The sequence below is a fragment of the Actinomycetospora cinnamomea genome (assembly GCF_003096675.1).
Lineage (GTDB): Bacteria > Actinomycetota > Actinomycetes > Mycobacteriales > Pseudonocardiaceae > Actinomycetospora > Actinomycetospora cinnamomea.
In genome coordinates this window covers 19,163-40,596 of record NZ_QEKW01000028.1, presented here as the reverse complement: position 1 = coordinate 40,596, position 21,434 = coordinate 19,163, and the positions used below count along the sequence as shown (strand labels likewise).

The 21,434-nt window shown below is 76.2% G+C and carries 26 protein-coding genes; 13 read left to right on the top strand and 13 right to left on the bottom strand.

Features of this window, described 5'->3' with window-relative positions; genetic code table 11:
* The first annotated feature begins 24 nt into the window (after positions 1–24).
* Positions 25–342, top strand: coding sequence for a DUF8129 domain-containing protein (locus C8D89_RS27320; RefSeq protein ID WP_116711292.1), 318 nt, complete (start codon positions 25–27; stop codon positions 340–342).
* Between the two features lie 49 nt (positions 343–391).
* Here the strand turns inward: C8D89_RS27320 and C8D89_RS27315 are convergent, their stop codons facing one another.
* Positions 392–1,531, bottom strand: a complete 1,140-nt coding sequence (locus C8D89_RS27315) for an acyl-CoA dehydrogenase family protein (protein ID WP_116711291.1) — start codon at positions 1,529–1,531, stop codon at positions 392–394.
* Between the two features lie 64 nt (positions 1,532–1,595).
* Here C8D89_RS27315 and C8D89_RS27310 point away from each other — a divergent pair, with 64 nt between their 5' ends.
* Positions 1,596–2,228, top strand: a complete 633-nt coding sequence (locus tag C8D89_RS27310; RefSeq protein WP_243418426.1) for a TetR/AcrR family transcriptional regulator — start codon at positions 1,596–1,598, stop codon at positions 2,226–2,228.
* A gap of 281 nt (positions 2,229–2,509) precedes the next feature.
* Here the strand turns inward: C8D89_RS27310 and C8D89_RS27305 are convergent, their stop codons facing one another.
* Positions 2,510–5,578, bottom strand: a complete 3,069-nt coding sequence (locus C8D89_RS27305) for an AfsR/SARP family transcriptional regulator (RefSeq protein ID WP_165825968.1) — start codon at positions 5,576–5,578, stop codon at positions 2,510–2,512.
* Between the two features lie 117 nt (positions 5,579–5,695).
* Here C8D89_RS27305 and C8D89_RS28865 point away from each other — a divergent pair, with 117 nt between their 5' ends.
* The gene (locus C8D89_RS28865; RefSeq protein WP_133252087.1) at positions 5,696–6,496 is read left to right on the top strand and encodes an alpha/beta fold hydrolase; all 801 of its coding nucleotides are present in this window, start codon (positions 5,696–5,698) and stop codon (positions 6,494–6,496) included.
* Here C8D89_RS28865 and C8D89_RS27300 read toward each other — a convergent pair.
* Complete coding sequence (locus tag C8D89_RS27300; RefSeq protein ID WP_116711289.1) at positions 6,471–7,289, bottom strand: S1C family serine protease; 819 nt, start codon at positions 7,287–7,289, stop codon at positions 6,471–6,473. The two genes, C8D89_RS28865 and C8D89_RS27300, sit on opposite strands and share 26 nt — an antisense overlap.
* 203 nt (positions 7,290–7,492) lie before the next feature.
* Between C8D89_RS27300 and C8D89_RS27295 the strand changes: the two genes are divergently transcribed.
* The 4 genes from C8D89_RS27295 to C8D89_RS27280 all read left to right on the top strand — a co-directional run bounded on the left by C8D89_RS27295 (position 7,493) and on the right by C8D89_RS27280 (position 10,201).
* The gene (locus C8D89_RS27295) at positions 7,493–7,843 is read left to right on the top strand and encodes a YciI family protein (RefSeq protein ID WP_116711309.1); all 351 of its coding nucleotides are present in this window, start codon (positions 7,493–7,495) and stop codon (positions 7,841–7,843) included.
* Positions 7,831–9,048, top strand: coding sequence for an RNA polymerase sigma factor (locus tag C8D89_RS27290; RefSeq protein WP_423717295.1), 1,218 nt, complete (start codon positions 7,831–7,833; stop codon positions 9,046–9,048). The genes C8D89_RS27295 and C8D89_RS27290 overlap by 13 nt, the downstream gene beginning before the upstream one ends.
* Before the next feature lie 32 nt (positions 9,049–9,080).
* Positions 9,081–9,734: a DUF1707 SHOCT-like domain-containing protein gene (locus C8D89_RS27285; RefSeq protein ID WP_116711288.1), complete on the top strand. Its 654-nt coding sequence runs from the start codon at positions 9,081–9,083 to the stop codon at positions 9,732–9,734.
* A 134-nt stretch (positions 9,735–9,868) separates the two neighbouring features.
* Positions 9,869–10,201: a hypothetical protein gene (locus tag C8D89_RS27280; RefSeq protein ID WP_116711287.1), complete on the top strand. Its 333-nt coding sequence runs from the start codon at positions 9,869–9,871 to the stop codon at positions 10,199–10,201.
* Between the two features lie 121 nt (positions 10,202–10,322).
* Here the strand turns inward: C8D89_RS27280 and C8D89_RS27275 are convergent, their stop codons facing one another.
* From C8D89_RS27275 to C8D89_RS27240, 8 genes are all read right to left on the bottom strand, one after another.
* Positions 10,323–10,529 carry a DUF2795 domain-containing protein gene (locus C8D89_RS27275; RefSeq protein ID WP_243418425.1) on the bottom strand — a complete coding sequence of 69 codons (207 nt, stop codon included), beginning with the start codon at positions 10,527–10,529 and terminating at the stop codon, positions 10,323–10,325.
* Positions 10,530–10,558: 29 nt separating this feature from the next.
* On the bottom strand, positions 10,559–10,981 hold the full coding sequence (locus tag C8D89_RS27270) for an STAS domain-containing protein (RefSeq protein ID WP_116711286.1): 423 nt from the start codon (positions 10,979–10,981) through the stop codon (positions 10,559–10,561).
* 148 nt (positions 10,982–11,129) lie between these two features.
* Positions 11,130–11,351 (bottom strand): hypothetical protein, encoded by a 222-nt coding sequence (locus tag C8D89_RS27265; RefSeq protein WP_116711285.1) that lies wholly within the window; start codon positions 11,349–11,351, stop codon positions 11,130–11,132.
* Positions 11,352–11,454: 103 nt separating this feature from the next.
* Positions 11,455–12,264: a glycosyltransferase family 2 protein gene (locus C8D89_RS27260; protein ID WP_207787461.1), complete on the bottom strand. Its 810-nt coding sequence runs from the start codon at positions 12,262–12,264 to the stop codon at positions 11,455–11,457.
* Complete coding sequence (locus C8D89_RS27255; protein ID WP_116711284.1) at positions 12,261–12,869, bottom strand: class I SAM-dependent methyltransferase; 609 nt, start codon at positions 12,867–12,869, stop codon at positions 12,261–12,263. The genes C8D89_RS27260 and C8D89_RS27255 overlap by 4 nt, the downstream gene beginning before the upstream one ends.
* Positions 12,866–13,606 (bottom strand): PIG-L deacetylase family protein, encoded by a 741-nt coding sequence (locus tag C8D89_RS27250; protein ID WP_116711283.1) that lies wholly within the window; start codon positions 13,604–13,606, stop codon positions 12,866–12,868. The genes C8D89_RS27255 and C8D89_RS27250 overlap by 4 nt, the downstream gene beginning before the upstream one ends.
* Positions 13,603–14,556, bottom strand: a complete 954-nt coding sequence (locus C8D89_RS27245; RefSeq protein WP_116711282.1) for an acyl-CoA dehydrogenase family protein — start codon at positions 14,554–14,556, stop codon at positions 13,603–13,605. Before C8D89_RS27245 ends, C8D89_RS27250 begins: the two co-directional genes overlap by 4 nt.
* Before the next feature lie 83 nt (positions 14,557–14,639).
* The gene (locus C8D89_RS27240) at positions 14,640–16,007 is read right to left on the bottom strand and encodes an amidase family protein (protein ID WP_165825967.1); all 1,368 of its coding nucleotides are present in this window, start codon (positions 16,005–16,007) and stop codon (positions 14,640–14,642) included.
* Between the two features lie 129 nt (positions 16,008–16,136).
* On the opposite strand from C8D89_RS27240, the gene C8D89_RS29595 reads away from it, so the two are divergent.
* The 3 genes from C8D89_RS29595 (at position 16,137) to C8D89_RS27230 (ending at position 17,870) form a co-directional block, all read left to right on the top strand.
* Positions 16,137–16,541, top strand: coding sequence for a RidA family protein (locus tag C8D89_RS29595; protein ID WP_165825966.1), 405 nt, complete (start codon positions 16,137–16,139; stop codon positions 16,539–16,541).
* Positions 16,542–16,661: 120 nt separating this feature from the next.
* Entirely contained in the window at positions 16,662–17,528 is an 867-nt protein-coding gene (locus tag C8D89_RS27235) for an NmrA family NAD(P)-binding protein (RefSeq protein WP_116711280.1), read from the top strand.
* Between the two features lie 162 nt (positions 17,529–17,690).
* Complete coding sequence (locus C8D89_RS27230; RefSeq protein ID WP_116711279.1) at positions 17,691–17,870, top strand: hypothetical protein; 180 nt, start codon at positions 17,691–17,693, stop codon at positions 17,868–17,870.
* A gap of 78 nt (positions 17,871–17,948) precedes the next feature.
* Here the strand turns inward: C8D89_RS27230 and C8D89_RS30605 are convergent, their stop codons facing one another.
* Positions 17,949–18,746: an excalibur calcium-binding domain-containing protein gene (locus C8D89_RS30605; RefSeq protein WP_243418424.1), complete on the bottom strand. Its 798-nt coding sequence runs from the start codon at positions 18,744–18,746 to the stop codon at positions 17,949–17,951.
* A gap of 520 nt (positions 18,747–19,266) precedes the next feature.
* Between C8D89_RS30605 and C8D89_RS27220 the strand changes: the two genes are divergently transcribed.
* A complete protein-coding gene (locus C8D89_RS27220; RefSeq protein ID WP_133252086.1) occupies positions 19,267–19,560 on the top strand; it encodes a hypothetical protein in 294 nt (97 codons plus the stop codon).
* Positions 19,561–19,567: 7 nt separating this feature from the next.
* Here C8D89_RS27220 and C8D89_RS27215 read toward each other — a convergent pair whose 3' ends face one another.
* Positions 19,568–19,975 carry an ATP-binding protein gene (locus C8D89_RS27215; RefSeq protein WP_165825965.1) on the bottom strand — a complete coding sequence of 136 codons (408 nt, stop codon included), beginning with the start codon at positions 19,973–19,975 and terminating at the stop codon, positions 19,568–19,570.
* An 82-nt stretch (positions 19,976–20,057) separates the two neighbouring features.
* Here C8D89_RS27215 and C8D89_RS27210 point away from each other — a divergent pair, with 82 nt between their 5' ends.
* Positions 20,058–21,068, top strand: a complete 1,011-nt coding sequence (locus tag C8D89_RS27210) for a ring-cleaving dioxygenase (RefSeq protein WP_116711303.1) — start codon at positions 20,058–20,060, stop codon at positions 21,066–21,068.
* Complete coding sequence (locus C8D89_RS27205; protein WP_116711277.1) at positions 21,065–21,433, top strand: nuclear transport factor 2 family protein; 369 nt, start codon at positions 21,065–21,067, stop codon at positions 21,431–21,433. Before C8D89_RS27210 ends, C8D89_RS27205 begins: the two co-directional genes overlap by 4 nt.
* The last annotated feature ends 1 nt before the right edge of the window (position 21,434 follow it).

Below are 21,434 nucleotides of genomic sequence, written 5' to 3'. Positions count from 1 at the left end.
GGGCCCGATCGCAGGAGGTACCTCGTGGCCGACACCCCCACGTTCCCGGACTTCGACCACGCCACGGTCGACACCGTCAAGCACCGCATCCGCTCGCTGGAGCGCGACCAGGTCCAGGACCTGCTCGACCACGAGCTCGCGCACTCCTCGCGCCTGCCGGTGCTCGAGGTGCTGCGGACGCGGATCGCCGAGCTCGACGCGGGCGCCACACCTTCCGGCGGTGACCAGTCGGAGGCCCGCGACGGCGGCACGTCCCACGGCTCGCCGGTCTCCCCCGACGGCGCCGCCCAGCCCGGCCCGCCCGACCGCCACGGCCTGCGCCAGGTCACCTGGGGCGGCTGACGTACGTGCGTGATCTTCTGAGCTATAGCTCAGAAGATCACGCACATGCTCAACGGGCGAAGCCGCGGCTGATGACGAGGCGCTGGATCTGGTTGGTGCCCTCGAAGATCTGCATGATCTTCGCTTCGCGCATGTATCGCTCCACCGGGAAGTCGCGGGTGTAGCCGTAGCCCCCGAACACCTGCACGGCGTCGGTGGTCACCTTCATCGCCGCGTCGGTGGCGACGAGCTTCGCCACGCTCGCCTGCCGCCCGTAGGGCCGGCCGAGGTCGCGGCGCCGGGCGGCGTCGAGGTAGGTCGCACGGGCCGAGTCGACCGCCGCCGCCATGTCCGCGAGCACGAACCCCAGCCCCTGGTGATCGACGATCTTGCGTCCGAACGTCTCCCGCTCGTTCGCGTAGTCCACGGCCGCGTCCAGCGCCGCCTGCGCGAGCCCGACCGCGCAGGCCGCGATGCCGAGGCGCCCGGAGTCGAGCGCCGAGAACGCGATCTCCAGGCCCTGGCCCTCGTGCCCGATCAGCCGGTCGGCCTCGAGGACGGCGCCGTCCCAGTTGGCGGTCGTCGTCGGGATCGCGTGCAGGCCCATCTTCTCCTCGGGCCGCCCCCAGCCCAGGCCCTCGACCTGTCCGGGTGCCAGGAAGCACGACACGCCGCGCGAGCCCTCGCCGGTACGCGCGAACAGCGCGTAGAAGTCGGCCCGCCCGCCGTGGGTGATCCACGCCTTGGTGCCGGTGATCGCGTAACCGCCCTCCACCCGCGACGCCCGGCACCGCAGCGCCGCCGCGTCGGACCCGGCCTGGGGCTCCGACAGCGAGTAGCCCCCGACCAGCCCGCCGCCGAGCATCCCGGGCAGCCACCGCTGCTGCTGCTCGGCCGTGCCGAACGTCGCGAGGGGGAAGCAGGACAGCGAGTGCACGCTCGTCGCCACGGCCACGGCGGCCCAGCGTGCGGCCAGCTCCTCGAGGACCTGCAGGTAGACCTCGTACGGCTGGCCCCCGCCGCCCAGCTCCTCGGGGTAGGGCAGACCGAGGAGGCCGGCCTCGCCGAGCGTCGCGAACAGGCCCTCGGGATAGGTCTCGGCCCGCTCGTGCTCCTCGACCCGCGTCGCGAGCTCCTTGTCGGCGAGGTCGCGGGTGAGGTCGAGCAGGTCCTCGGCCTCCTGGGTGGGCAGCAGCCGGTCGACGGGCATGGCACTCCTATCGGTACTGATAATGGTCCTAGAGTACCGACCACAGGAGCGCTAGGGTAGTCCCGTGTCCGCCCCGAGCCCGTCGCGCCGCGGTGCCGCGCGCCACTCGGAACTGTTCGACGCGCTGGTGGAGCTCCTGCTCACCGAGGGGTTCGCCCACCTCACCCTCGACGACCTCGCCGCCCGCCTGCGCTGCTCGAAACGCACGCTCTACGCGCTCGCCGGCTCGAAGGAGCAGCTCGTGCGCGCGGCGGTCGTGCATTTCTTCGAGCAGGCCACCTCCCGGGTCGAGGCCGCCGTCGCCGCGCGCACCGATCCCGAGCAGCGCCTCGCCGCCTACCTGCGCGCCGTCGCCGACGAGCTCGCCGCCGCGTCCCCGCGGTTCATGGACGACCTGGCCGCGTTCCCGCCCGCCGCCGAGGTCTACGCGCGCAACACCGAGGCGGCCGCCCGCCGCGTCGGGGAGCTCATCGGCGAGGGCGTCGACGCCGGCGTCTTCCGCGCCGTCCCGGTGTCGTTCGCCGCCGAGGTCATCACGGTGACGATGGTGGCGATCCAGCAGCGGCGCATCGCGACGGCCACCGGCCTGGGCGACGCCGAGGCCTACGAAGCCCTCGCCTCGCTGCTGCTGAACGGGCTCACCCGCCCCGCACCGGCGGCACATCCGCAGGACGAGGGCCAGGTCGGCTCGGCCTGACGGGGCTATCCTGAGTCATGGGTCGGCACCGTTCGAACGCCCAGGTGCCCGAGTTGAGCGGCCTGTCGGTGAGGGCTGCCGAGGACGCCGTGCTCGACAGCGGTCTCCTGCCCCGTCACGTGTCGCCGGGCTCGCGACAGACCTGTGTCGAGCGGCGGGAGGGCGCGGTCGTCTGTGGGCAGGATCCGCGCCCGCACACCCGCACGGTCACCGGCGCCCAGGTGTGCTTCTGGTGTGCCTCCAGCGGGGACGACCCGCCCGGCGACGGTGGTGGCGGCGGCTCACCGCGGCCGCGCGGTCCCCGCCCCCTCTCGCCGGCCGGCCACAAGCCCTGGTGACCGGTCCTCGTCGACGGTGGGGCCGCCGGCGGTGGCGTCGTCGATGGCCGCCACGGCGGTCGTGACGGCGGTGTCGTCATCGAGCTCGGCACCCCGGCGTCGCGCGGCCGCGAGCTGCTCGGCGCCGAGCCGCCCGCCGAGCACGTCCAGGTCGGCCTGCAACCGTTCGCGGTCGGCGCCGAAGACGGGCGAGGCGGTGCGGCTCGCGGTCACCGCGCCGTGGAGCACGGCGGCGTCGTGGTCGGCGCCGACGCGGGTGAGCAGGTCGACGACCGAGCGCATCGCCGTCCAGAGCTGTGTCCACCCGCCGGCGTCGTGCCAGAGCACCAGGACCTCGCGGAACTGGCGCAGCGCCAGGACGGGGTCGCCGTGCCGGGCGCGGACGCTGGCCGCCGAGATGCGGGCGACGCCGTCGAGATAACGGTTGCCGACGGTCGCGGCCACCGTCGCGGCGCTCTCCAGCCGGTCGAGGGCCCGGTCCGGGTCGGTGTCCAGCAGCGCCTCGGCCTCGGCGTAGGAGGCCCAGGCGGTCATGGAGGGGTTCCCGAGGGCGTGGGCCTCGGCCCGGGCCCGCCGGGCGAACGCGAGCGCTCCGGGACGGTCGCCACCGTAGGCACGGGTGAGCGCCCGCATCCAGAGGGCGACCGCGAAGGCGTAGCGGTCCCCGGCGGCCTCGGTGTCGCGGGCGAGGTCGGCGAACTGCACCTCGGCCTCGTCGAGGCGACCCTCGAAGAACGCGACGTCGGCGAGGATGTTGCGCGGGGGGCAGCCGGCGCGTGGTCCGTCGGCCAGCCGGACCCCGGTGGCGGCCAGGGTCGCGGTCCGGGCGAGGTCGCCGCGGAAGCGGTGCGCGACCGCGGCCATCGCGTACACCACCGGCAGCCGCGGGTGGGCGGACGCGGCGTCCTGCGCCGCCTCCACCGTGCGGCCGGCCCAGTCGAGCATCTCCGCACTGCGGAACTCCGCGTACCAGAACAGGGACGCGACGAGCCGAACGGCGAGGTCGAGGTCGTGGTCGAGGCTCCAGCGGTGGGCCACGCGCAGGTCGTCGGTGGCCGCGGCGACGGTCGCGACCCAGTGCGCCTCCTCGGGGCCCTGCAGCCCGGGCTCAGCGGTCTCGGCGAGCGCGACGGCCCACGCGGCATGGGCGCGGGACGCACGGTCGGTCTCCTCGCGTTCGGCGAGACGGTCGCGGCCGTACGCGCGCATCGTCTCCAGCAGCGCGTACCGGCCGTCGCCGTCGTCTCCCGGTGCCTGCGCGACGACCAGGGACCGGTCGACCAGGCCGAGCACGATCCCGGCGACCTCGGACCGGTCGGCCACCAGGTCCGCGCACACCTCTTCGGCGGCGACGAGCGTGAACGCTCCCGCGAACACCGCGAGCCGCGCGAACACCCGCTGCTGGGCCTCGTCGAGCAGCTCGTGGGACCAGTCGACGACGGCGCGCAGGGTCCGCTGGCGCTCGGCCACGCCCCGGCGCACCCCCCGCAACAGCGGGAAGCGCGCGTCGAGGCGCGCGGCGACCTCGGCGGGGCTCATGGCGCGCAGGCGCGGCGCGGCCAGCTCGATCGCGAGCGGCAGCCCGTCGAGGCGACGGCAGATCTCGGCGATCGACGCGACGTGGGCGGGCCCGAACGCGAAGCCGGGTGCGGCCTCGGCGGCCCGGTCCAGCAGCAGCCGCACCGCGGGCACGGCGGCCGCCTCGCCGGGGTCGGTCAGCGCGGCCGACGGGACGGCCAGCGGGGGCAGGGAGTACACGTGTTCGCCGATGACGCCGAGCGGTTCGCGGCTCGTCGCGAGCACCGTGACCCCGGGGCAGCCACCGACCACGTCCACCACGAGCGCGGCGGCCTCCTCGATCACGTGCTCGCAGTTGTCGAGCACCAGGAGCAGCGTCTTGGGACGCAGGAACTCGACGAGCCGTTCGGCCGGCGCCAGGCCGGCGCGCTGCACGACCCCCAGCGCCGTGCTCACGGTGTCGATCACGGCGGCCGGGTCGCGGACCGCGGCCAGCTCGACCAGGGCCGAGCCGTCGTGGTGGTTGCCCGCGCACTGCGCGGCCGCGTGCCGCGCCAGCAGGGTCTTGCCGACACCGCCGGCACCCACCAGCGTCACGAGCCGGGCACGCCGCAGTGTCCCGGTGAGCTCGGGGAGGTCGTCCCCCCGCCCGATCAAAGCTGGCAGCGAGGGCCGGCGTCCCCCGGCCGGCTCGGGGGCCTGCTCGGACGGGTGCTCGGACGGCTCGTCGGCCGGCGCCGGCGGACGCCGCCGGTCCAGGTCGGGATCCTGGCGCAGCATCCGCCCGTGCAGCGCCTCCACCTCCGCGGAGGGCAGGAGGCCCAGCTCGTCGTCGAGCCGGGCGCGGTACCGGCGATACGCCTCGAGCGCCTCGGCGACACGACCGGCGCGGTAGAGCCCGAGCATGAGCAGGGTGTGCCCCCGCTCCCGGTACGGGTGCGCGGCGACCAGCAGCTCCGCCCTGGTGATCACGGCCGTCGGCCGGTCGAGGGCCAGATCGATCTCGGCACGGTCCTCCTCGGCGCTGATCCGCAGCTCGTCGAGCCGCGCGGCCTCGGGGTGGGCGAACTCCTCGTCGGCGAACTCCGCGTACGCACGGCCGCGCCACAGCCCCGAGGCCCGGTCCATCAGCGCGGTCGCGTCGTCGGGCCGGCCGCGGGCCACGGCGTCCCGGGCCCGGGCGACGAGCTCCTCGAACTCCCCGGCGTCGGTGGCCGTGTCCGGCAGGGTGAGCAGGTAGCCCGGGGCGCGGGTCTCGAGCAGATCGGTGCCGAGGGCCCGGCGCAGGCGCGACACCTGACCCTGCAGCGCGTTGGCGGGATGCGTCGGGCGCCGCCGTCCCCACAGCACCTCCGCGATCCGGTCCGCCGACACCACCGCGCCCCGGTGCACGACCAGCAGGGCGAGCAGCCGGCGCCGGGTCGGTGAGCCCAGCGCCGTCACCGCACCGGCGTCGTCGACCAGCTCGAGTGATCCGAGCACCCGGATCCGCACGTGCGGACCGTAACCCCGCCGCGGCGACGGGTCAGCCGACAGCCGGACGACAGTGTTCGCGCAGGCGACCCCCGCACGCTGGGCCGCGTCATCGCACACCACGAGAGGAGCCGTCTCATGGACACCACCGCCACGCGGGCCTGGCTGCCGACCGGGGTCGGCCTGCACTACGTCGACCAGGGCCCGCCCGTGGCCGAGGAGACCGTCGTGCTGGTGCACGGCTGGCCGGACTCGGCGTACTCCCACCACCGTGTCCTGGCCGAGCTGCCCGCCGAGCACCGCGCGGTCACCATGGACCTGCGGGGCTTCGGCGACTCGGACCGCCCGCCCGGCGGCTACGCCATTGACGACCTCGCCGCCGACGTCGCGGCACTGGTCGAGACGGTCGGCCTGGCGGGGGTCACCCTGGTCGGGCACTCGATGGGCAGCTTCGTCGCCCGCCGGGTCGCCACGCAGCGTCCCGAACTGGTCCGCCGGCTCGTGCTCATCGGCACCGCGGTCAGCGCCGACAACGCCGTGCTGCGCGAGGTCGCCGACCTCGTCCGCGACCTCCCCGACCCCGTCCCCGCCGACTTCACCCGGGAGTTCGCCGCCAGCACCCTGCACCTGCCCGTTCCCGAGGAGTTCTTCGACACCCTCGTCGACGAGAGCCGCAAGGCCCCCACCCGCGTGTGGCGCGCCGCGCTGGCCGGGCTGTTGGAGGTCGACGACGCCGCCGAGCTCGAGCGGATCGCGGCGCCCACCCTCGTCCTCGGCGGCGAGCAGGACGCCCTCTTCACCATCGCCGAGCAGACCGCGGTCGCTGCCGCGATCCCCCGGGCCCGGCTGACCCTCTACCCGGAGACCGGGCACTGCCCCAACTGGGAGCGACCCGCCCGGGTCGCCGCCGACATCAGCGCCTTCCTCCGGGAGACGTGACCTCCGCGCCGGCCCGGCCTCCGGCCGTGGCCGTCGCGCGGTCGAGGGGCACGGCCGCGACCAGCGGGTCGTCCGGGTCGCGGGACGCCGCCACCACCATCCCGACGACCTCGCCGCCCTCGTTCACCAGCGCGCCGCCGGAGTCCCCGTGGCGCAGGGCGGCACGGAACTCGATCAGGCCCTCGAGTCGGTGCGTGCCGCCCGCGCTGTCGGTCAGCGTGATGCCCCGCCCGAGGGCGGTCACCGCGCCCGGGGTCACGGTCGGAGCCCCGTTGCCCCTGCTGCTCACCGCGGTGACGGCGTCCCCGGCGAGGAGGTCGGCCGGGTCGCCCCGCCGGACCGGGGTGAGGCCGGAGGCCGTGGGGTGGGCGGGCGAGTCGTGCAGCTGGATCACCGCGGCGTCGGCGGTGCGGTCGACCCCGACGAGCGTGGCCGGGTAGCTCCGGCCGGTCGCGTACGACCACGCGGTCACCCAGCGGGCCTGGTCGACGAGGTGGTCGCAGGTCAGGACCTCCCCGGTCGACGTCAGCACGATGCCGCTGCCCACCGCCCGGGACCCGTCGTCGAAGACGGCGCTGAGACCGACCACGGACGACGCCGCCGGGCGGGCCGCCGACGGGACCGGGGTCGTCGACGCGGCGGGGGGCGGGACCGTCGACGGCGGCGTCGTCGAGCGCGCCGGCACCGAGGAGACGAGCGCGAGCAGGCCGGTCGCGAGCAGGGCGACCACCACGGCGGCGAGCAGGGCGGCCGCGGCCCTGCCGCGGACCGGTGCCCGGAACCTGCGAAGCACCCGCCCCCCTCTCCCTCGAGCGCCACCGCCGAGTCTGCAGGGCTGCGGACGGCGGGGGCAGGGCCGCAGGTCCCGAGCCCGCCGACCGCTCGCCACGGATCCCCGTCGGAAACCTCCGCCCCGACCTGTCGATCGGCGTCGGGCCCGTTCGTGGAGAGGATGTGCGGGCACGGTGCCCGCGCGACGGACCCGAGGAGGACCCGATGGCCCACTACCTGCTCAGCGTCTACCAGCCCGCCGAGGGCGAGCCGCCGTCCGACGCCGAGCTGCAGGAGATCATGGGGCGCGTCGCGCAGCTCCAGCAGGACATGCAGGACGCCGGGGTGTGGGTGTTCTCCGGCGGGCTCGAGGCCCCGGACACCGCGACGGTGCTGGCGCAGGGCGGCGACGACGTGCTCGTCACCGACGGCCCGTTCGTCGAGCTCAAGGAGTACCTCGGCGGCCTCACCATCATCGCCGCCCCCGATCTCGACGCGGCCCTGCACTGGGGCCGGCGGTCCACGGAGGCCATCGGCCTGCCGATCGAGGTGCGCCCCTTCCAGTGGAGCCCGTGACGGCCGCGCCGTCCTCGGCGGGGATCTCCCGGATCTTCGCCGAGGAGTACGGGCGGTGCGTCGCGACCCTGACCCGCGTCCTGCACGACATCGACCTCGCCGAGGAGGCGGTGCAGGACGCGGTCACCGTCGCCCTCACCCGCTGGCCCGCCGAGGGCGTCCCGCCGAACCCCGGCGGATGGATCGTCACCACCGCCCGTCGCCGCGCACTGGACCGGCTGCGTCGCGACGCGGTGGGGCGCGACAAGGAGGCGCGCGCGGTCCGGGAGACACCCGCCGAGCAGGACGAACCGGAGGAGGAGGGACCGGTGCGCGACGACCGCCTGCGCCTCGTCTTCACGTGCTGCCACCCCGCCCTCGCCCTGCCCGCGCGCGTGGCGCTGACCCTGCGCCTGCTCGGCGGCCTGTCCACCCCCGAGATCGCGCGGGCGTTCCTCGTGCCCGAGGCCACGATGGCCCAGCGGATCGTGCGGGCGAAGAACAAGATCCGCGCCGCCCGCATCCCCTACCGCGTCCCCCGCGACGCCGACCTTCCCGAGCGCCTGCCCGGCGTGCTCGCCGTGGTCTACCTGGTCTTCACCGAGGGCCACGCGACCGCCACCCGCACCGACCTCGCCGCCGAGGCGATCCGGCTCGGGCGCCTCCTCGCCGAGCTGATGCCCGACGAGCCCGAGGTGCTCGGGCTGCTCGCGCTCATGCTGCTCACCGAGGCCCGGCGGCCCGCCCGCACCGGGCCGGACGGGACGCGGGTGCTGCTCGCCGACCAGGACCGCACGCGCTGGGACCGCGACCTCGTGCGCGAGGGCCTGGAGCTCGTGCGGCGCTGCCTGCGGCGGGACCGGCCGGGGCCGTACCAGGTCCAGGCGGCGATCAACGCGGTGCACGCGTCGGCGCCCGACGCCGCGTCGACCGACTGGCACCAGGTCGTCGCGCTGCACGACCAGCTGCTCGCCCTCGCGCCGAGCCCGACCGTGGCGCTCAACCGGGCCGTGGCCCTCGCCGAGACCGAGGGGCCGGCGGCGGCGCTGGCGATCGTCGACGACCTCGCCGAACGGCTCGACCGCTACCACCTGCTGCACGCCGTGCGCGCCGACCTGCTGCGACGCCTCGGGCGCGACGACGAGGCCCGCGCCGCGCTCGACGCCGCGCTCGCGCGCACCGACGACCCCGACGACCGGGCCCTGCTCGAGGCCCGCCGGGGCTGAGGAGCGGGCGCCGGGACGGGCAGGATGGGGGCATGACCGCGCAGGACCCCGCGCCCGAGATGCGGATCGGCGACCGCGAGCGTCGTGCCTGCGACGACCGCTTGCGGGCGGCCCTCGACGACGGGGTGCTGACGGTCGTGGAGTACGACGAGCGCACCCAGCAGTGCTGGGCCGCCCGCACCCAGCGCGAGCTCGACGCCCTCGTGGTCGACCTCCCCCCGCCCGCCGGCCCTGCTGACGCGCCCACGGTGGTGGCGGCCGACACGTCACCGGCGCCGTCGCGACCACCGTTCGGAGAGCGGATCGGCAAGGCGATCGTTCCGCTCGTCCTGGCCGGGGTGGCCCTGTTCATCGGCGGGCACCTCGTGACCGCCGACGACGGTGGCGCCGTGTTCGGCAGCCGCACGGTCACCGTGATGCCGGACGACCCGCAGGTCGAGGTGGCCGTGCTCTTCGGCAGCACCCGGGTCGTGGTCCCGCCGGGCGTCGTCGCGCGCACCACCGGCACGATGATCTTCGGCAGCACCGAGTGCGCGCAGGCCTGCGCGATCCCGGCGGGCGCACCGACACTGCCCGAGGTCGTCGTCGACGCCACCGGCGCCTTCGGTTCGGTCGAGGTCGTCACCGCGGCCGAGGCGGCGCAGGGCGGCATCGACCGCGACCGGGACGACGGCGACGACGACTGAGCCGCACGCGCGGTGACGATCCGGTAGCCCACGGAATTCCCTGCTCGGGCGGGGAACATCCGCGCCCGCTCGCACCGTCACAGTGCCGAACGCCCACCACGGGCACCGAGCACACACCGAGAGCGAGCCCCGCCATGAGCACCGAGACCAGCGACCGCTACTTCGCCGCCGACGGCAACGTCTACTCCGCCGACGGCTCCGTGGTGGGCACCTACACCGTCAGCGACGCCGGCACCGTCGACTCCGTCTCGACCGACGAGGACGGCAACGGCTCCATCGACACGGTCGTCGCCGACCTCGACCACAACGGGACGTTCGAGTCCGCGATGGTCGACACCGACGCGGACGGCTACGGCGAGACGATCCTCATGGACACCGACGACGACGGCGACTTCGACTCCGCGGCGGTCGACACCGACGCCGACGGCACCTACGAGACCACCGCCACCGACCCGAACGGCTTCTGACCCCATGTGAGCGGAGCTCCCGGCTGTACCCGGCGAAGTTCGCTCACATGGTGACGGCCCGGCGCCCGCGACCACCACGGTCACGGGCGTCGGGCCGTCGTCGTGTTCAGAAGCCGGGCCCTCAGCCCTGCCCGGGCTTGTGCGGCACCGCGTCGACGACGTCGTCCGCCGTCGAGAAGGTGCGGTCGGGCAGCGCGCGCAGCGCGGCGAGCGTCCGCGTGTCGTCCTCCCCGCGGCCGGTGGCATAGGAGACCACCTGATCGCGGTCGGCCGGGAACTCCATGCCCTGCAGAGCCTTGCGCACGCGGATGTCGTCGCGGTCCGTCAACGGTCCTCCTGGTGTCGGGCCGGGGATGGTCAGAGGCGGAACTGGCCGAGCTCCGCCGCCAGGGCCTCCGGTGGGTCGTGCAGTTCGACGCGGGCCTCCCGCGCGAGGCAACGGATCCGCAGCCGCGCGAGCACCCGGGCCAGGGCGGCGTCGCAGTGGTCGAGGCCCGAGAGGTCGATGACGAGCTCGGTGCGCGCCTGACGCTCGACCTCGGTGGCCAGCGCCCGCAGCCGCTCGCGCCCCGCGCGGTCGAAGCGCCCCCGGAGGGCGAGCGCGACGCACCCGGGGCCGTAGCGCCGGACACCGACCGCGGCGCGGCGGTTGCCGCCACCGGCGGGTTCGGCGTGTGTGACCGCCTCGGCCACGGCCGCGCGCCGCCGCTCCGCGAGATCGGCCGGCAGGTCGACGTCGGCGATCCGTGCCCGGACCGGTGCGTCGGAGTCGATGGTCATCGTGCCTCCTCAGGTCACCACGGGCGGCCACCCCGCAGGATGGCCCACGCAGTCCGTGGCGGCGTGGAGGTCTCAACCGCCGAATACTGTGACGAGCAGGTTACCCGCTGCGACGGGCCGGCGCACCGCGCTCGCGCCGCGTCGACACTCACCCGGCGCTGCGCGGGTCGGGCGGCGCGCGGTGGCCGTCGACCTCCGCGAGCAGCACGGCGAGCTCGCGGCGCAGCTGCAGGATCCGTGACGCGCCGCGCGCGCTGCTCGGTCGCTGCCGCTCGGCGTGCACCGCGTCGAGGATCGCGAACGCGCGCTCGAAGCGGGGATCGAAGGCGGCGTCGACGTGCGCGCGCCAGGCGGCGGAGTCGGCGCTCATGGGGCGGCTCCCGGTGACGGGGCGCGCCCGGCATCGAGCGCGCGTGGCTTGTCGCTGGCCACCGCCGCGGTCTCGAGCGGTCAGGACGGACGCGCTGCGCCCGTCAGGAGATGCGGGCCGCCGGCCCGCCCTCGTGTCCCCGCCGACGGCTGCAGCGGGGCTCCGCGGGCAACGTACCCGGGGAGGTGGGGATCACATGCATCTCGGACAGAACGCGCAGATGGGACGCGAAGCCGGCGGGTGCCCGGCCGACCGTCCGGGCGCTGGTGCGCACGGGGTGCGCCCGGTCGCGGACCACGCGCCGTCCGTCGTCGTCCAGCCGCCGGACCAGGGTGACGTCCTCCCCCGTGTCCAGCGGCGGGAAGCCGCCCACCGCCCGGTAGGCGGGGGCCGCGACGCCGAGGTTCGCGCCGTGCACGTGACGGTGGCCGTCGCCGACGGTGCCGTCCGCGTAGAGGTCGCCGTAGCGCGCCCGCACCGGGCCCGCCAGGCCCGACCAGTCCTCCACCTCGACGGTGCCCACCCACGCGTCCGCGCCGGCCTCGCACGCGTCGAGCTGCGCGACGAGCCATCCCGGGGGCACCACGGAGTCGGCGTCGGTGGTCGCGATCCACGTCGCCGGCTCCTCGCGCCGCGACAGCAGCAGGTCCGCACCCGCCGCCCGGGCCCGTCCCACGTTGCGGGCCGCCAGGCGCAGCACGCCAACGTGGTGGCGCCGGGCGACGCGCTCGGTGCGGTCGGTGCACGCGTCCGCGACGACGACCACGTCCACCCGGGCGCGGTCGCCGACGGCGCGCGCGGCCGTCCGCAGCCCGGCCAGGCAGTCGCCGAGCAGGTCCTCCTCGTCGTGGGCCGGGACGACCACGCCGAGCACGGGGCGTCCGCGCGGCACGACCAGGTCGAGCTCCGTCACCGCAGGCCCGTCTCCTCGGCGACCGATCGCGGCGCCGGGGGCACGCGGGTGTAGACCTCGAGCCGGAAGTCGGCCTCCTCGTGGCGCACCGTGCGCGCGAACGCGGACCGCGAGGCCAGCTCGTCGTGCACGGCCGCGCCCTCGACGGGGTACTCGGGCGCCTCCCGCAGCCAGTGCACCGCGAGGAGGTGGCCGCCCGGACGCAGGGCGTCCTCGACGACGCGCCAGAACGCCTCGCGGTCGTCGGCGTCGAGGTAGTACACGAGCTCGGAGACGACGACGAGGTCGAAGGTGCCGTCAGGGGTGCGGGCGGGCACGGCGGCCTGCTCCACACGCACGTGCCCCTGCTCGGCGAGCCGCGCTCGGGCGGCCTCCACGGCGCGGGTCACCGGATCCCAGCAGACGAGCGCGTCGCAGCGCCCGGCCAGGCCCGCCGAGAGCGCGCCGCCGGCGCAGCCGGGTTCGAAGGCACGCGCGTACCGCTCCCGGGGCAGCGCGGCGAGCACGCAGGCGCGCTTGCGCTCCTCGTACCAGCCGTGCTCGATGCCCCACGGGTCGTCCTCGCGGGCGTAGATGTCGTCGAAGTGCTCGGCGGGCAGGCTCACCGGGGCCCCCAGACGATCTCGGTGTCCCGGTGGAAGCGCGCCAGCACCGTGGCCGGGAGGATCGCCGCGTCGCGCGGGTCCGGCGACAGCGGCGCGATCTGCGTGGTGAAGCAGCCGATCGCGGCGGCCTTCGCCCGGACGGCGGCGTCGGGCAGGAGCAGGCGGCACGCGCCGTCGAAGGAGACCGTGGCGGGCCGCGCCCAGTGCCACAGCCACACCGCGTAGCGCCAGCAGGTCAGTCCGGCGGCGGCCCGGGACCCGCCGTCGGCCGTCGCGTCGTGGTCGGGGTGTCCGTCGCCGGTGACCGGGAGGAGGACGGTGTCGCCCTCGCGCAGCAGCGGGCCGAGGCCGGCGGCGACGTCGTCGGCGGCCACACCCGCGTCGGGCAGCCCGAGCCGGTGCACCGTCGGGCGCCCGAGACCGAGCGCGGCCAGGGCGTGCGTCCGCTCGTCGACGCGGCGCTCGGCGAGGTCGGCGGGGGTCAGCGTCGGGCTGTCGGGGTGCGAGCCCTCGCCGTCGGTGACGGCGACGACGGCCACCTCCGTACCGGCGGGGGCCCACGCCGCGAGCGCGCCGCCGGTGCCGAGCACCTCGTCGTCGGGGTGCGGGGCGACCACGACGACCCGACCGGACGGGCGCACCGCCACCGGCTGGCGGGCGGGCACGGTGCCGAGGCCATCGGGGGCCCACCACACGTCCTCGGGGGTGCCGGCGCCGCGCAGGGACGGCGTGCTCACAGCAGCTCGCCCTCGGCGTCGACCAGCTCCCCGAGCGTCGCCAGGTCCCGCTCGGCGTGGCTCTGGCGGACGTAGACCTCGAGGTCGGCGACGCGCTGCGCGTGCCCGGCGTCGCGGACCATCGGCAGGGGACCCAACGCCCGCCCGGTCCGCTGGAGCGCGCTCTCCACGGCGGACTCGACGACGGCCCGCACGCGCAGCGCCCGGCGTCGGGCCGCGGGCACGCTCTCGGCCGCCGGCCCGTCGAGCGCGCCGGCGGCCTCGCGCAGCACCGCCCGGGCGGCCGCCAGGTCGGCGTCGACCGCCCCCAGGTGGGCCCGCCCGTGGGCGTCGAGGCGGCCGTCGACGCCCGCCCGGCGCAGCGGCGCCGCCACCCCGACCGCACCGCCGAACCACGCGGCCGCGACGGCGACGGCGCCGTGCCAGAAGCCGGGTCGCTCGAGGTAGGCCTCGGGCCCGCCGACCGGCTCGGCGGGGACGTCGTCGAGGTCGACGGTGGCCGCGGCGCTGCCGCGCATGCCCAGCGCCCGCCACTCCTGCGGGCGCACGGCGACGCCCTCGGCGCCCAGGTCCAGCGCGAACAGGCGCCGGCCGTCGTCGGCGTGCGCGGTGGCCAGCGCGTGGGTGCACGGCCCCGCGGCGCCCGAACAGAAGGGCTTGCGCCCGGTGAGCCGCCATCCCCCCGCGACCGGCTTCGCGCGCACCCGGTCGGTCGAGGACTCCGCGGCCCACACGCCCCAGCACGAGCCCGCGGGCGCCGGGGTGCCGTCGAGCTCGCCCAGGATCGTCAGCGCATCGAGGTGGGCCTCCGCCAGCCTCGCGACGTCGAGGTCGTCGGCGGCGGCCGCGGCCAGCACGCCGAGGTTGTGCCGGGTCCGGCCCTGACCCCGCGGCGAGGGATCGATGCGGAAGGCGTCCAGGACGGGGCGCACCGCCTCGCGTGGGGTCATCTCTCTCCTCGTGGCGGACGCCCGCGCGCCGTGCTGGGCGCGGACCTGCAGGACGCGGTGGGGCTACCCCAAGATCACCACGCTCACCCGCGCTCGACGCGGAGCCCGGTGTCCCGCCCGTCACGCGCCCGCTCGAGCTGCGCGGCCAGGGACACGAGCCGGGCGTCCTCGCCGGGCCCGGCCACGAGCTGGGCGGCGAGCGGGAGGCCGTGGCGCGACGTCCCCGCCGGCACCACCGCGGCGGGCTGGCCGGTGTGGTTCCAGGCGGGCGTGTGCGCGTAGTGACGGGCCATGCCGAGCATGGTGGTCAGCCCGCGTCGTCCGTCCCAGTGGCCGATCGGTACCGCCGGGCCGCGCGCGGGCGGGGTGAGGAGGACGTCGAGGCCGAGGTCGGCGAGCACGCGGCGCCCGAACGCCTCGCCCTGCCGCTGCGCGGGGGCCACCAGCGCGTGCGGGATCGCCCGCCCGATCCGCGCGACCTCGGCGGTACGGGCCTCGAGCAGCTCGGGGTCGTCGACATCGGCCGCGGCCTGCGCCAGCCCGTCGAGCATGCGCGCGACGAAGCTCAGCGAGGCCGCACCGTAGGGCACGCGGACCGCGCGCACGTCGTGGCCGAGCGCGGCGAGCAGCTCGGCGGTGTCGCCGACCGCGTCCTCCAGCTCGTGGTCCAGTGGCAGCGCCGGCACGACGGGCGAGGCGAGGTCGAGCCCGATGCGCAGCGGCGGCGGGTCCTGGGCCGCCGCCTCGGCGAGCGGCGAGGGGAACTCCCCGACGAGGTCGAGGTAGAGCGCGGAGTCGGCGACGCGACGCGTCAGGCAGCCCTGCACCGACAGCCCGTTCCACCCGCCGCCGGGCGTGCGGCCGGCCGAGGGCTTGATGCCGACGAGCCCGCAGCAGGACGCGGGGATGCGGATCGAGCCCGCGCCGTCGCTCGCCGTCGCGATGCCCACCGCGCCGCCCGCCACCGCGGCCGCGGAGCCACCGGAAGAGCCGCCGGGCGTGCGCGTCGGGTCGGCGGGGTTGCGGGTGACGCCGAACCGGGCGGACTCGGTGATGCCGTAGAGCGCCAGCTCCGGGAGCGTCGTGCGCCCGATCGGGACCGTGCCCGCGGCGCGCAGCCGGGTGACGACGAGGTCGTCGGCGCGTGCCGCGGTGCGCCGGGCCCGCGTGCCCCAGGACGTGACGTGGCCGGCGGCGTCGAGGTCGTCCTTGAGCGCGATCGGCACCCCGAGCAGCGGCCCGTCCTCCCCCGCCGCGCGCCGCCGGTCCGCATCCTGCGCGGCGGTGCCGGCGGCGTCGGGGTCGATCTCGGCGAAGGCGTTGAGCCGGGCGTCGACCTCCCGGGCGGCCGCGACCGTGGCGGCGGCGAGGTCGACGGCGGTCACGTGCCCGTCGCGCAGCGCGGCGGCCTGGGCACGAGGGGTGTCGGCGACGAGTGCGGCGGCGTCCACCCGCGGAACCTCACCACCCCGGGCCCCGCGCTGCGCTCCGGGGTCCCCCGCGGCGTTGACCACCGCAGATCGAGGTGGCGGCGTAGACCTGTGCGACAGCGAAGCTCCACCGACTCCCCGGAGGTCACCGTGCCCGTCGACCGCATCAACCCGTCCGGCCTGCCCGCACCCGGGATCTACCGGCAGGTGGCGGTGGCCACCGGCACCCGCACCGCCCACCTCGCGGGCCAGGTGGCCCGGACCGCGGACGGCTCGCCGGTCGGCGCCGGCGACCTCGCCGCCCAGACCGAGCAGGCGTACCGCAACGTGGCGACCGCGCTGGCCGCGGTCGGCGGCACGTTCGCCGACGTCGCCAAGCTGACGATCTACGTCGTCGACCTGACGCCGGAGAAGCTCGAACCCCTGGTCGAGGGCGCGATGCGCGCCGCCGCCGACCTCGGCGAGGTGGCGACCGCGCTCACGCTGGTCGGCGTCACCGCACTCGCGGAGCCCGACCTCCTCGTGGAGGTCGACGCGACCGCCGTGCTGCCCTGACGTCTCCGCCGGGGAAGCGCACCGGCGCCTGGTCGCACTCCCGGGCGGTCGGTGGTCCGAACCGGCCGATCGCTGTCGGGGTCCTGCGCCATCGTGGAGCCCTCGACGACGGGAGGGCCGATGACGATCGCCGTCACCACCCCACGGGGGCACGTGGGGTCGCACGTCCTGCGGACGCTGGTGCAGGCCGGGGTGCGCCCGCGGGTGCTGATGCGCGACCCCGGCGTGCTGGACGACGCGTGGCGCGATCACGTCGACGCGGTGGCGTGCGATCAGGACGACGGCGACGCCGTGCTCGCCGCCACCGCGGGGGTCGAGGCGCTGCTGTGGATCAGCCCGTCGGTGCCCGACGCCGACCCGGTCGCGGCACACGCCCGCCTCGGCGGGCACGTCGCGCGCGCGGTCGCCGAGCACGGTGTGACGCGCACCGTCTTCCTCTCCAGCGTCGGGGCGGAGAAGCGGCGGGGCGCGGGCGAGATCGACGGGCTCGCGCGCACCGAGGAGGCCCTCGACGCCACCGGCGCCCCGGTGCTGCACCTGCGGGCCGGCTACTTCTTCAGCAACCTCGTGATGGGGCTCGACGCGCTGCGCGAGGGCGTGTTGCGCACCGCCATGCCCCTCGACGTGCCGCTGCCGTGGGTCGACCCGCGGGACATCGCCGAGATCGCGGCCGCCCGCCTGCTCGCGCCCTGGAGCACGGGTGGCGTGCAGGCGGTGCACGGGCCGCGCGACCTGACGTTCACCGGGGTGGCCGAGGTGCTCACGGGCGCGCTCGGGCGACCGGTGCGTGCCGAGCGGATCGCCGGCGACGACCTGCGCGCCGCGCTGGCCGAGATCGGCCTCGGCGAGGCGCAGGTCGAGGCGATCGTGGGCATGTCGGCGGGGCTGCGCGACGGGTTCGTCCCCGAGCAGCCGCGCACCGCCGTCACCACGACGCCGAGCACCCTCGAGGGTTGGGCCGCGGCGCACCTGCGGCCCCTGCTGTAGCTCGCCCGTTCGTCGGCCCCGTACGACCATCTGCCGCCCCGGACCGGCCACCTGATCGATCCGGTGCCCCATCGGCGAACCACAGCCTGGGTGACGACGTTCACTGGGGGAAGCCACCCGGGCCGACCAGGACGCCCGCATCCCACAGGAAGGGGCCGCAACATGATCAAGAATCGGGAGCTGGCCCTCATCCCGGACTCCGCCCTGGAGCTGCTCGAGCTCCCGGCCACCGCGCCCGAGCCGCGGTCCTCCCTATCGCGGTCGACCCCGCCGCGTGGGGCCCGCGGCCCGCGCGTCTCCCGGCGCACCAGCCGTCGCACGGAGCGCTCGGCGCAGTCGTAGGTCCGACCCGGAGGGTGCGTGGACGAGGATCACCGCGCCGACGAGCGGTACCCGCGCACTCCCGTCGGCGGGAGCCGCTCAGGTGTCGCAGGCGGTGCCGTCACCGTCCCGGTCGAGCGCCGCGCGGTACCCCGGCTGGCCGGCGCGGATGGGCGCCGCGCCGACTGCACGCGCCGCCGCGCAGTTCTTGTAGTACGCCGCGCCGCCACCGCCGGACGGCTCCTGCGCCGCGGTGCGCGGAGCGACCGGTCGCGGGGTGCGCGGCCGGTCGACGTCGGGGTCCGGGTCGGGCACGGGCGTGGGCGAGGTCGTGGTCGTCGTTTCCGCGGTGCCGCACACGCGTCCATCGGTGTCGAGACGGCGCAGGGCGGCCTGGACCGTGGGTGAGGCGTCGTTGCGCCCGCGGGTGTAGATCGCGGTGTGGTCCTCGGTGACCATCGCCGACGCGTAGTCGGCACCGCCGACGGCGACGTAGCGCAGGAGCCGGCCGTAGGGGTCGCGGTCGACGCCGGGCTCCGCGGTCAGCTCCACGGGCGCAACCAGCAGACGGCTGCGGGCGGCGGCGCTGGCACGCTGCCCGCCGGGCGTCAGGGCCTCGCAGGAGTCGATGCCCAGCACGCGCACCTCGTCGCCGGACGCCAGGCGGAAGGTGTCGCCGTCGATGACCTCGACGGCCCGCGCGGACGTCGCCGCCGGCGCGGCCGCCGCTCCACCGGGGGGCGCCGACGCCGGCGCGGCGGTGCTGGTCGTCGGCAGGGACGAGGAGCTCGCGACGGTGCCGGCGGACGGTGTGGCGGGTCCGGCGAGGTCGGTGACCGCGACGAGGCAGAAGACACCGGCGGCGATGCCGGTCCACACCTTGTGGGCCTTGCGCACGTCGAGGTCCCCCCGAGGCCGGCGTTGATCGTCGAGCGCTTGTCGGGCGGCGGGTCCCCCTCGTTACGCAGCGGATCGGGTCGTCACGAAACGCCCGCTCCCGACGATGAGGGCTGCGACGGGCTCGCGGTGGGCGGGTCCGGGGCGGAGGGAACGCGCATGGCGGGTGGACGGCGCCCAGCGGTCGGCGTCCAGGTGGTGGGCTGGCTGCTGGTGGTGGGCCTGGCGCTCCTGGTGCTGAAGTGGCTGCTGATGACCGCGGCGATCCTCGTCGTGCCCTTCGGTGCCTGGTGGCTGGTCGATCGCTCTCGCCGGCGGTCGACCGCGCTCGCGACCCCAGTGCCGGTACCGGTGCCGTGGCACGCCGGCGGCCACGCCCGCCCGGGTGCCCGCCCCGCCGCACGGGCGGCCCGTGGCCCCGCGCGTGGGTCCGCCGACCTTCCCGAAACCGCTCGCCGTCGTCCCCCCGAGTGCACCGGCCCGGTCCGGCGGGATCCTCGCCCCCGACAGGGAGGTCACCGTGACGCGCGAGGAGGACCACCAGGACGTGCTGGCCTTCCACCACCGCCCGGGTGCCGGCCCGACGCCGGTCGTGGTCGAGCTGTGGTCGTCGACGGACACGCGGGGCGAGTACGGCGGGGACTACGCGGTCGAGGTCCGGCTGGACGGGCGCCGGGTCGGCGAGCTGACGAGGGCGATGAGCGCCCGCTACCGCTCCCTCGTCGAGGTCGCCGGGCCCGTGCGGTGCCGCGGCGTGATCGCGTACGGGTCACGGGGGTTCCGGATCGACCTGCGCCGGCCCGACGTGGCGTGAGGCGTCGTCAGCAGGCGTGGCGGAAGGTCACGGTGGTGCCGGTCGGCCCCGGCCGCACGTCGTGGGCGTCGGTGAGCTCCTCGATGAGGGCCAGCCCGCGCCCGCGGTAGCCGGTGCTGTCGGCGGGGGCACGCCAGCGCCCGGTGTCCGACACGGTGATCACGACGGCGCGTTCGTCGTCGTCCTCGCGGCGCGCCGACAGGATCATGGTGCCGACCTCGTCGCTGCCGGCGTAGGCGTGCTCGGCCGCGTTCTCCAGGGCCTCGCTGGCGGCGAGCGTGAGGTTGTCGACGGCGTCCTCGTCCTCGTCGCCCAGCACGCCGCGCAGCCACCGGCGCACCGCCCGGCGCAGACGCCCGACGTGCTCGGGAGTCGCGGGCACCTCGAGGTGCAGCGCCTCGTCCACCTCTGCCACGCGCGTCCGCCTCGTCCCCTCGCGACCTTGTCCCGGCCGTAGGCTGTTCCCGGTGGACGCCGAGACCAATCCGGCCGCCCGGGTGAACGACCCCGGGCCTGCCGTCACCCACCGCGCCGAAGACGTTGCTCCGCACGGCCTGCACCACGTCACGGCGATCGCCACCGATCCGCAGCGCAACGTCGACTTCTACACGACGGTCCTCGGCCTGCGCCTGGTCAAGACCACCGTCAACTTCGACGACCCCGGCACCTACCACCTGTACTACGGCGACGAGGCCGGTCGCCCGTCGACGATCCTGACCTTCTTCCCGTGGCGCGACGTGCCGGCCGGCCGGCAGGGCACCGGACTCACCACGGCCACCGCGTTCAGCGTGCCGCCCGGCTCGCTGGGCTGGTGGCAGCAGCACCTGGGCGCGCTCGGCGTCGACGCCGACCCGCCGCGCGACCGCACCAGTGGGGACGACGACGAGGAGGTCCTGACGCTGCGCGACCCCGACGGGCTGGTCGTCGACCTCGTCGCCTCCCCCGGCGACACCCGCTCGGGCTGGGACGGGGTGGCCGCGGTGCCCGCCGAGCACGCGGTGCGCGGCCTGCACTCGGTGACGCTGACCGAGCGCGCCCTCGAGCCCACCGCGGCCCTGCTCACCGACCTGCTCCACATGGCACCCGAGGGCGGTGGGGCGCGGAGCCGCTTCGGCATGGCCGGCGACGAGCCGGGCACGGTGCTCGACGTCGAGGCGACCACCGCCGTCTACCAGGGGCTGCAGGCCGGCGGGACCGTGCACCACATCGCGTTCCGGGCGCCCGACCGCCCGACGCAGGAGCGCTGGCGCCAGCACCTCGTCGACGCGGGGCTGAAGGTCACCGCGATCCTCGACCGGCAGTACTTCACCTCGATCTACTTCCGCGAGCCCGGCGGGGTGCTGTTCGAGATCGCCACCGACCGGCCGGGCTTCGACGTCGACGAGCCCCTGCTCGAGCTGGGCCGGCACCTCAAGCTGCCGCCGTGGCTGGAACCCGACCGCGAACAGATCGCCCGGTCGCTGCCGCCGCTGCGCGTGGGCGACGAGATCGTCGAGGGGACGCAGTGACGTCCTTCCGTGCCGCCGTGGAGGCCGGCGACATGGACGCGGCGGTCGCGCTGCTCGCCGAGGAGGTGGAGTTCCACAGCCCCGTCGTCCACTCGCCCTATCGCGGCCGGGACGCCGTGGCGCCGATCCTGCACGCGGTGGCCGAGGTGTTCGAGGACTTCCGCTACGTCAGCGAGGTGGGCGGCGGCGAGGACGGCGTCGACAAGGTCCTGGTCTTCCGGGCGCACGTCCGGGACCGGCAGCTCGAGGGCGTCGACCTGCTGCACCACGACGCCGCCGGCGCGATCGACCGGCTGACGGTGATGATCCGGCCGCTGTCGGCGCTGCAGGCGGTGGCGTCGGCGATGCGCGAGAAGCTGGCCTGAC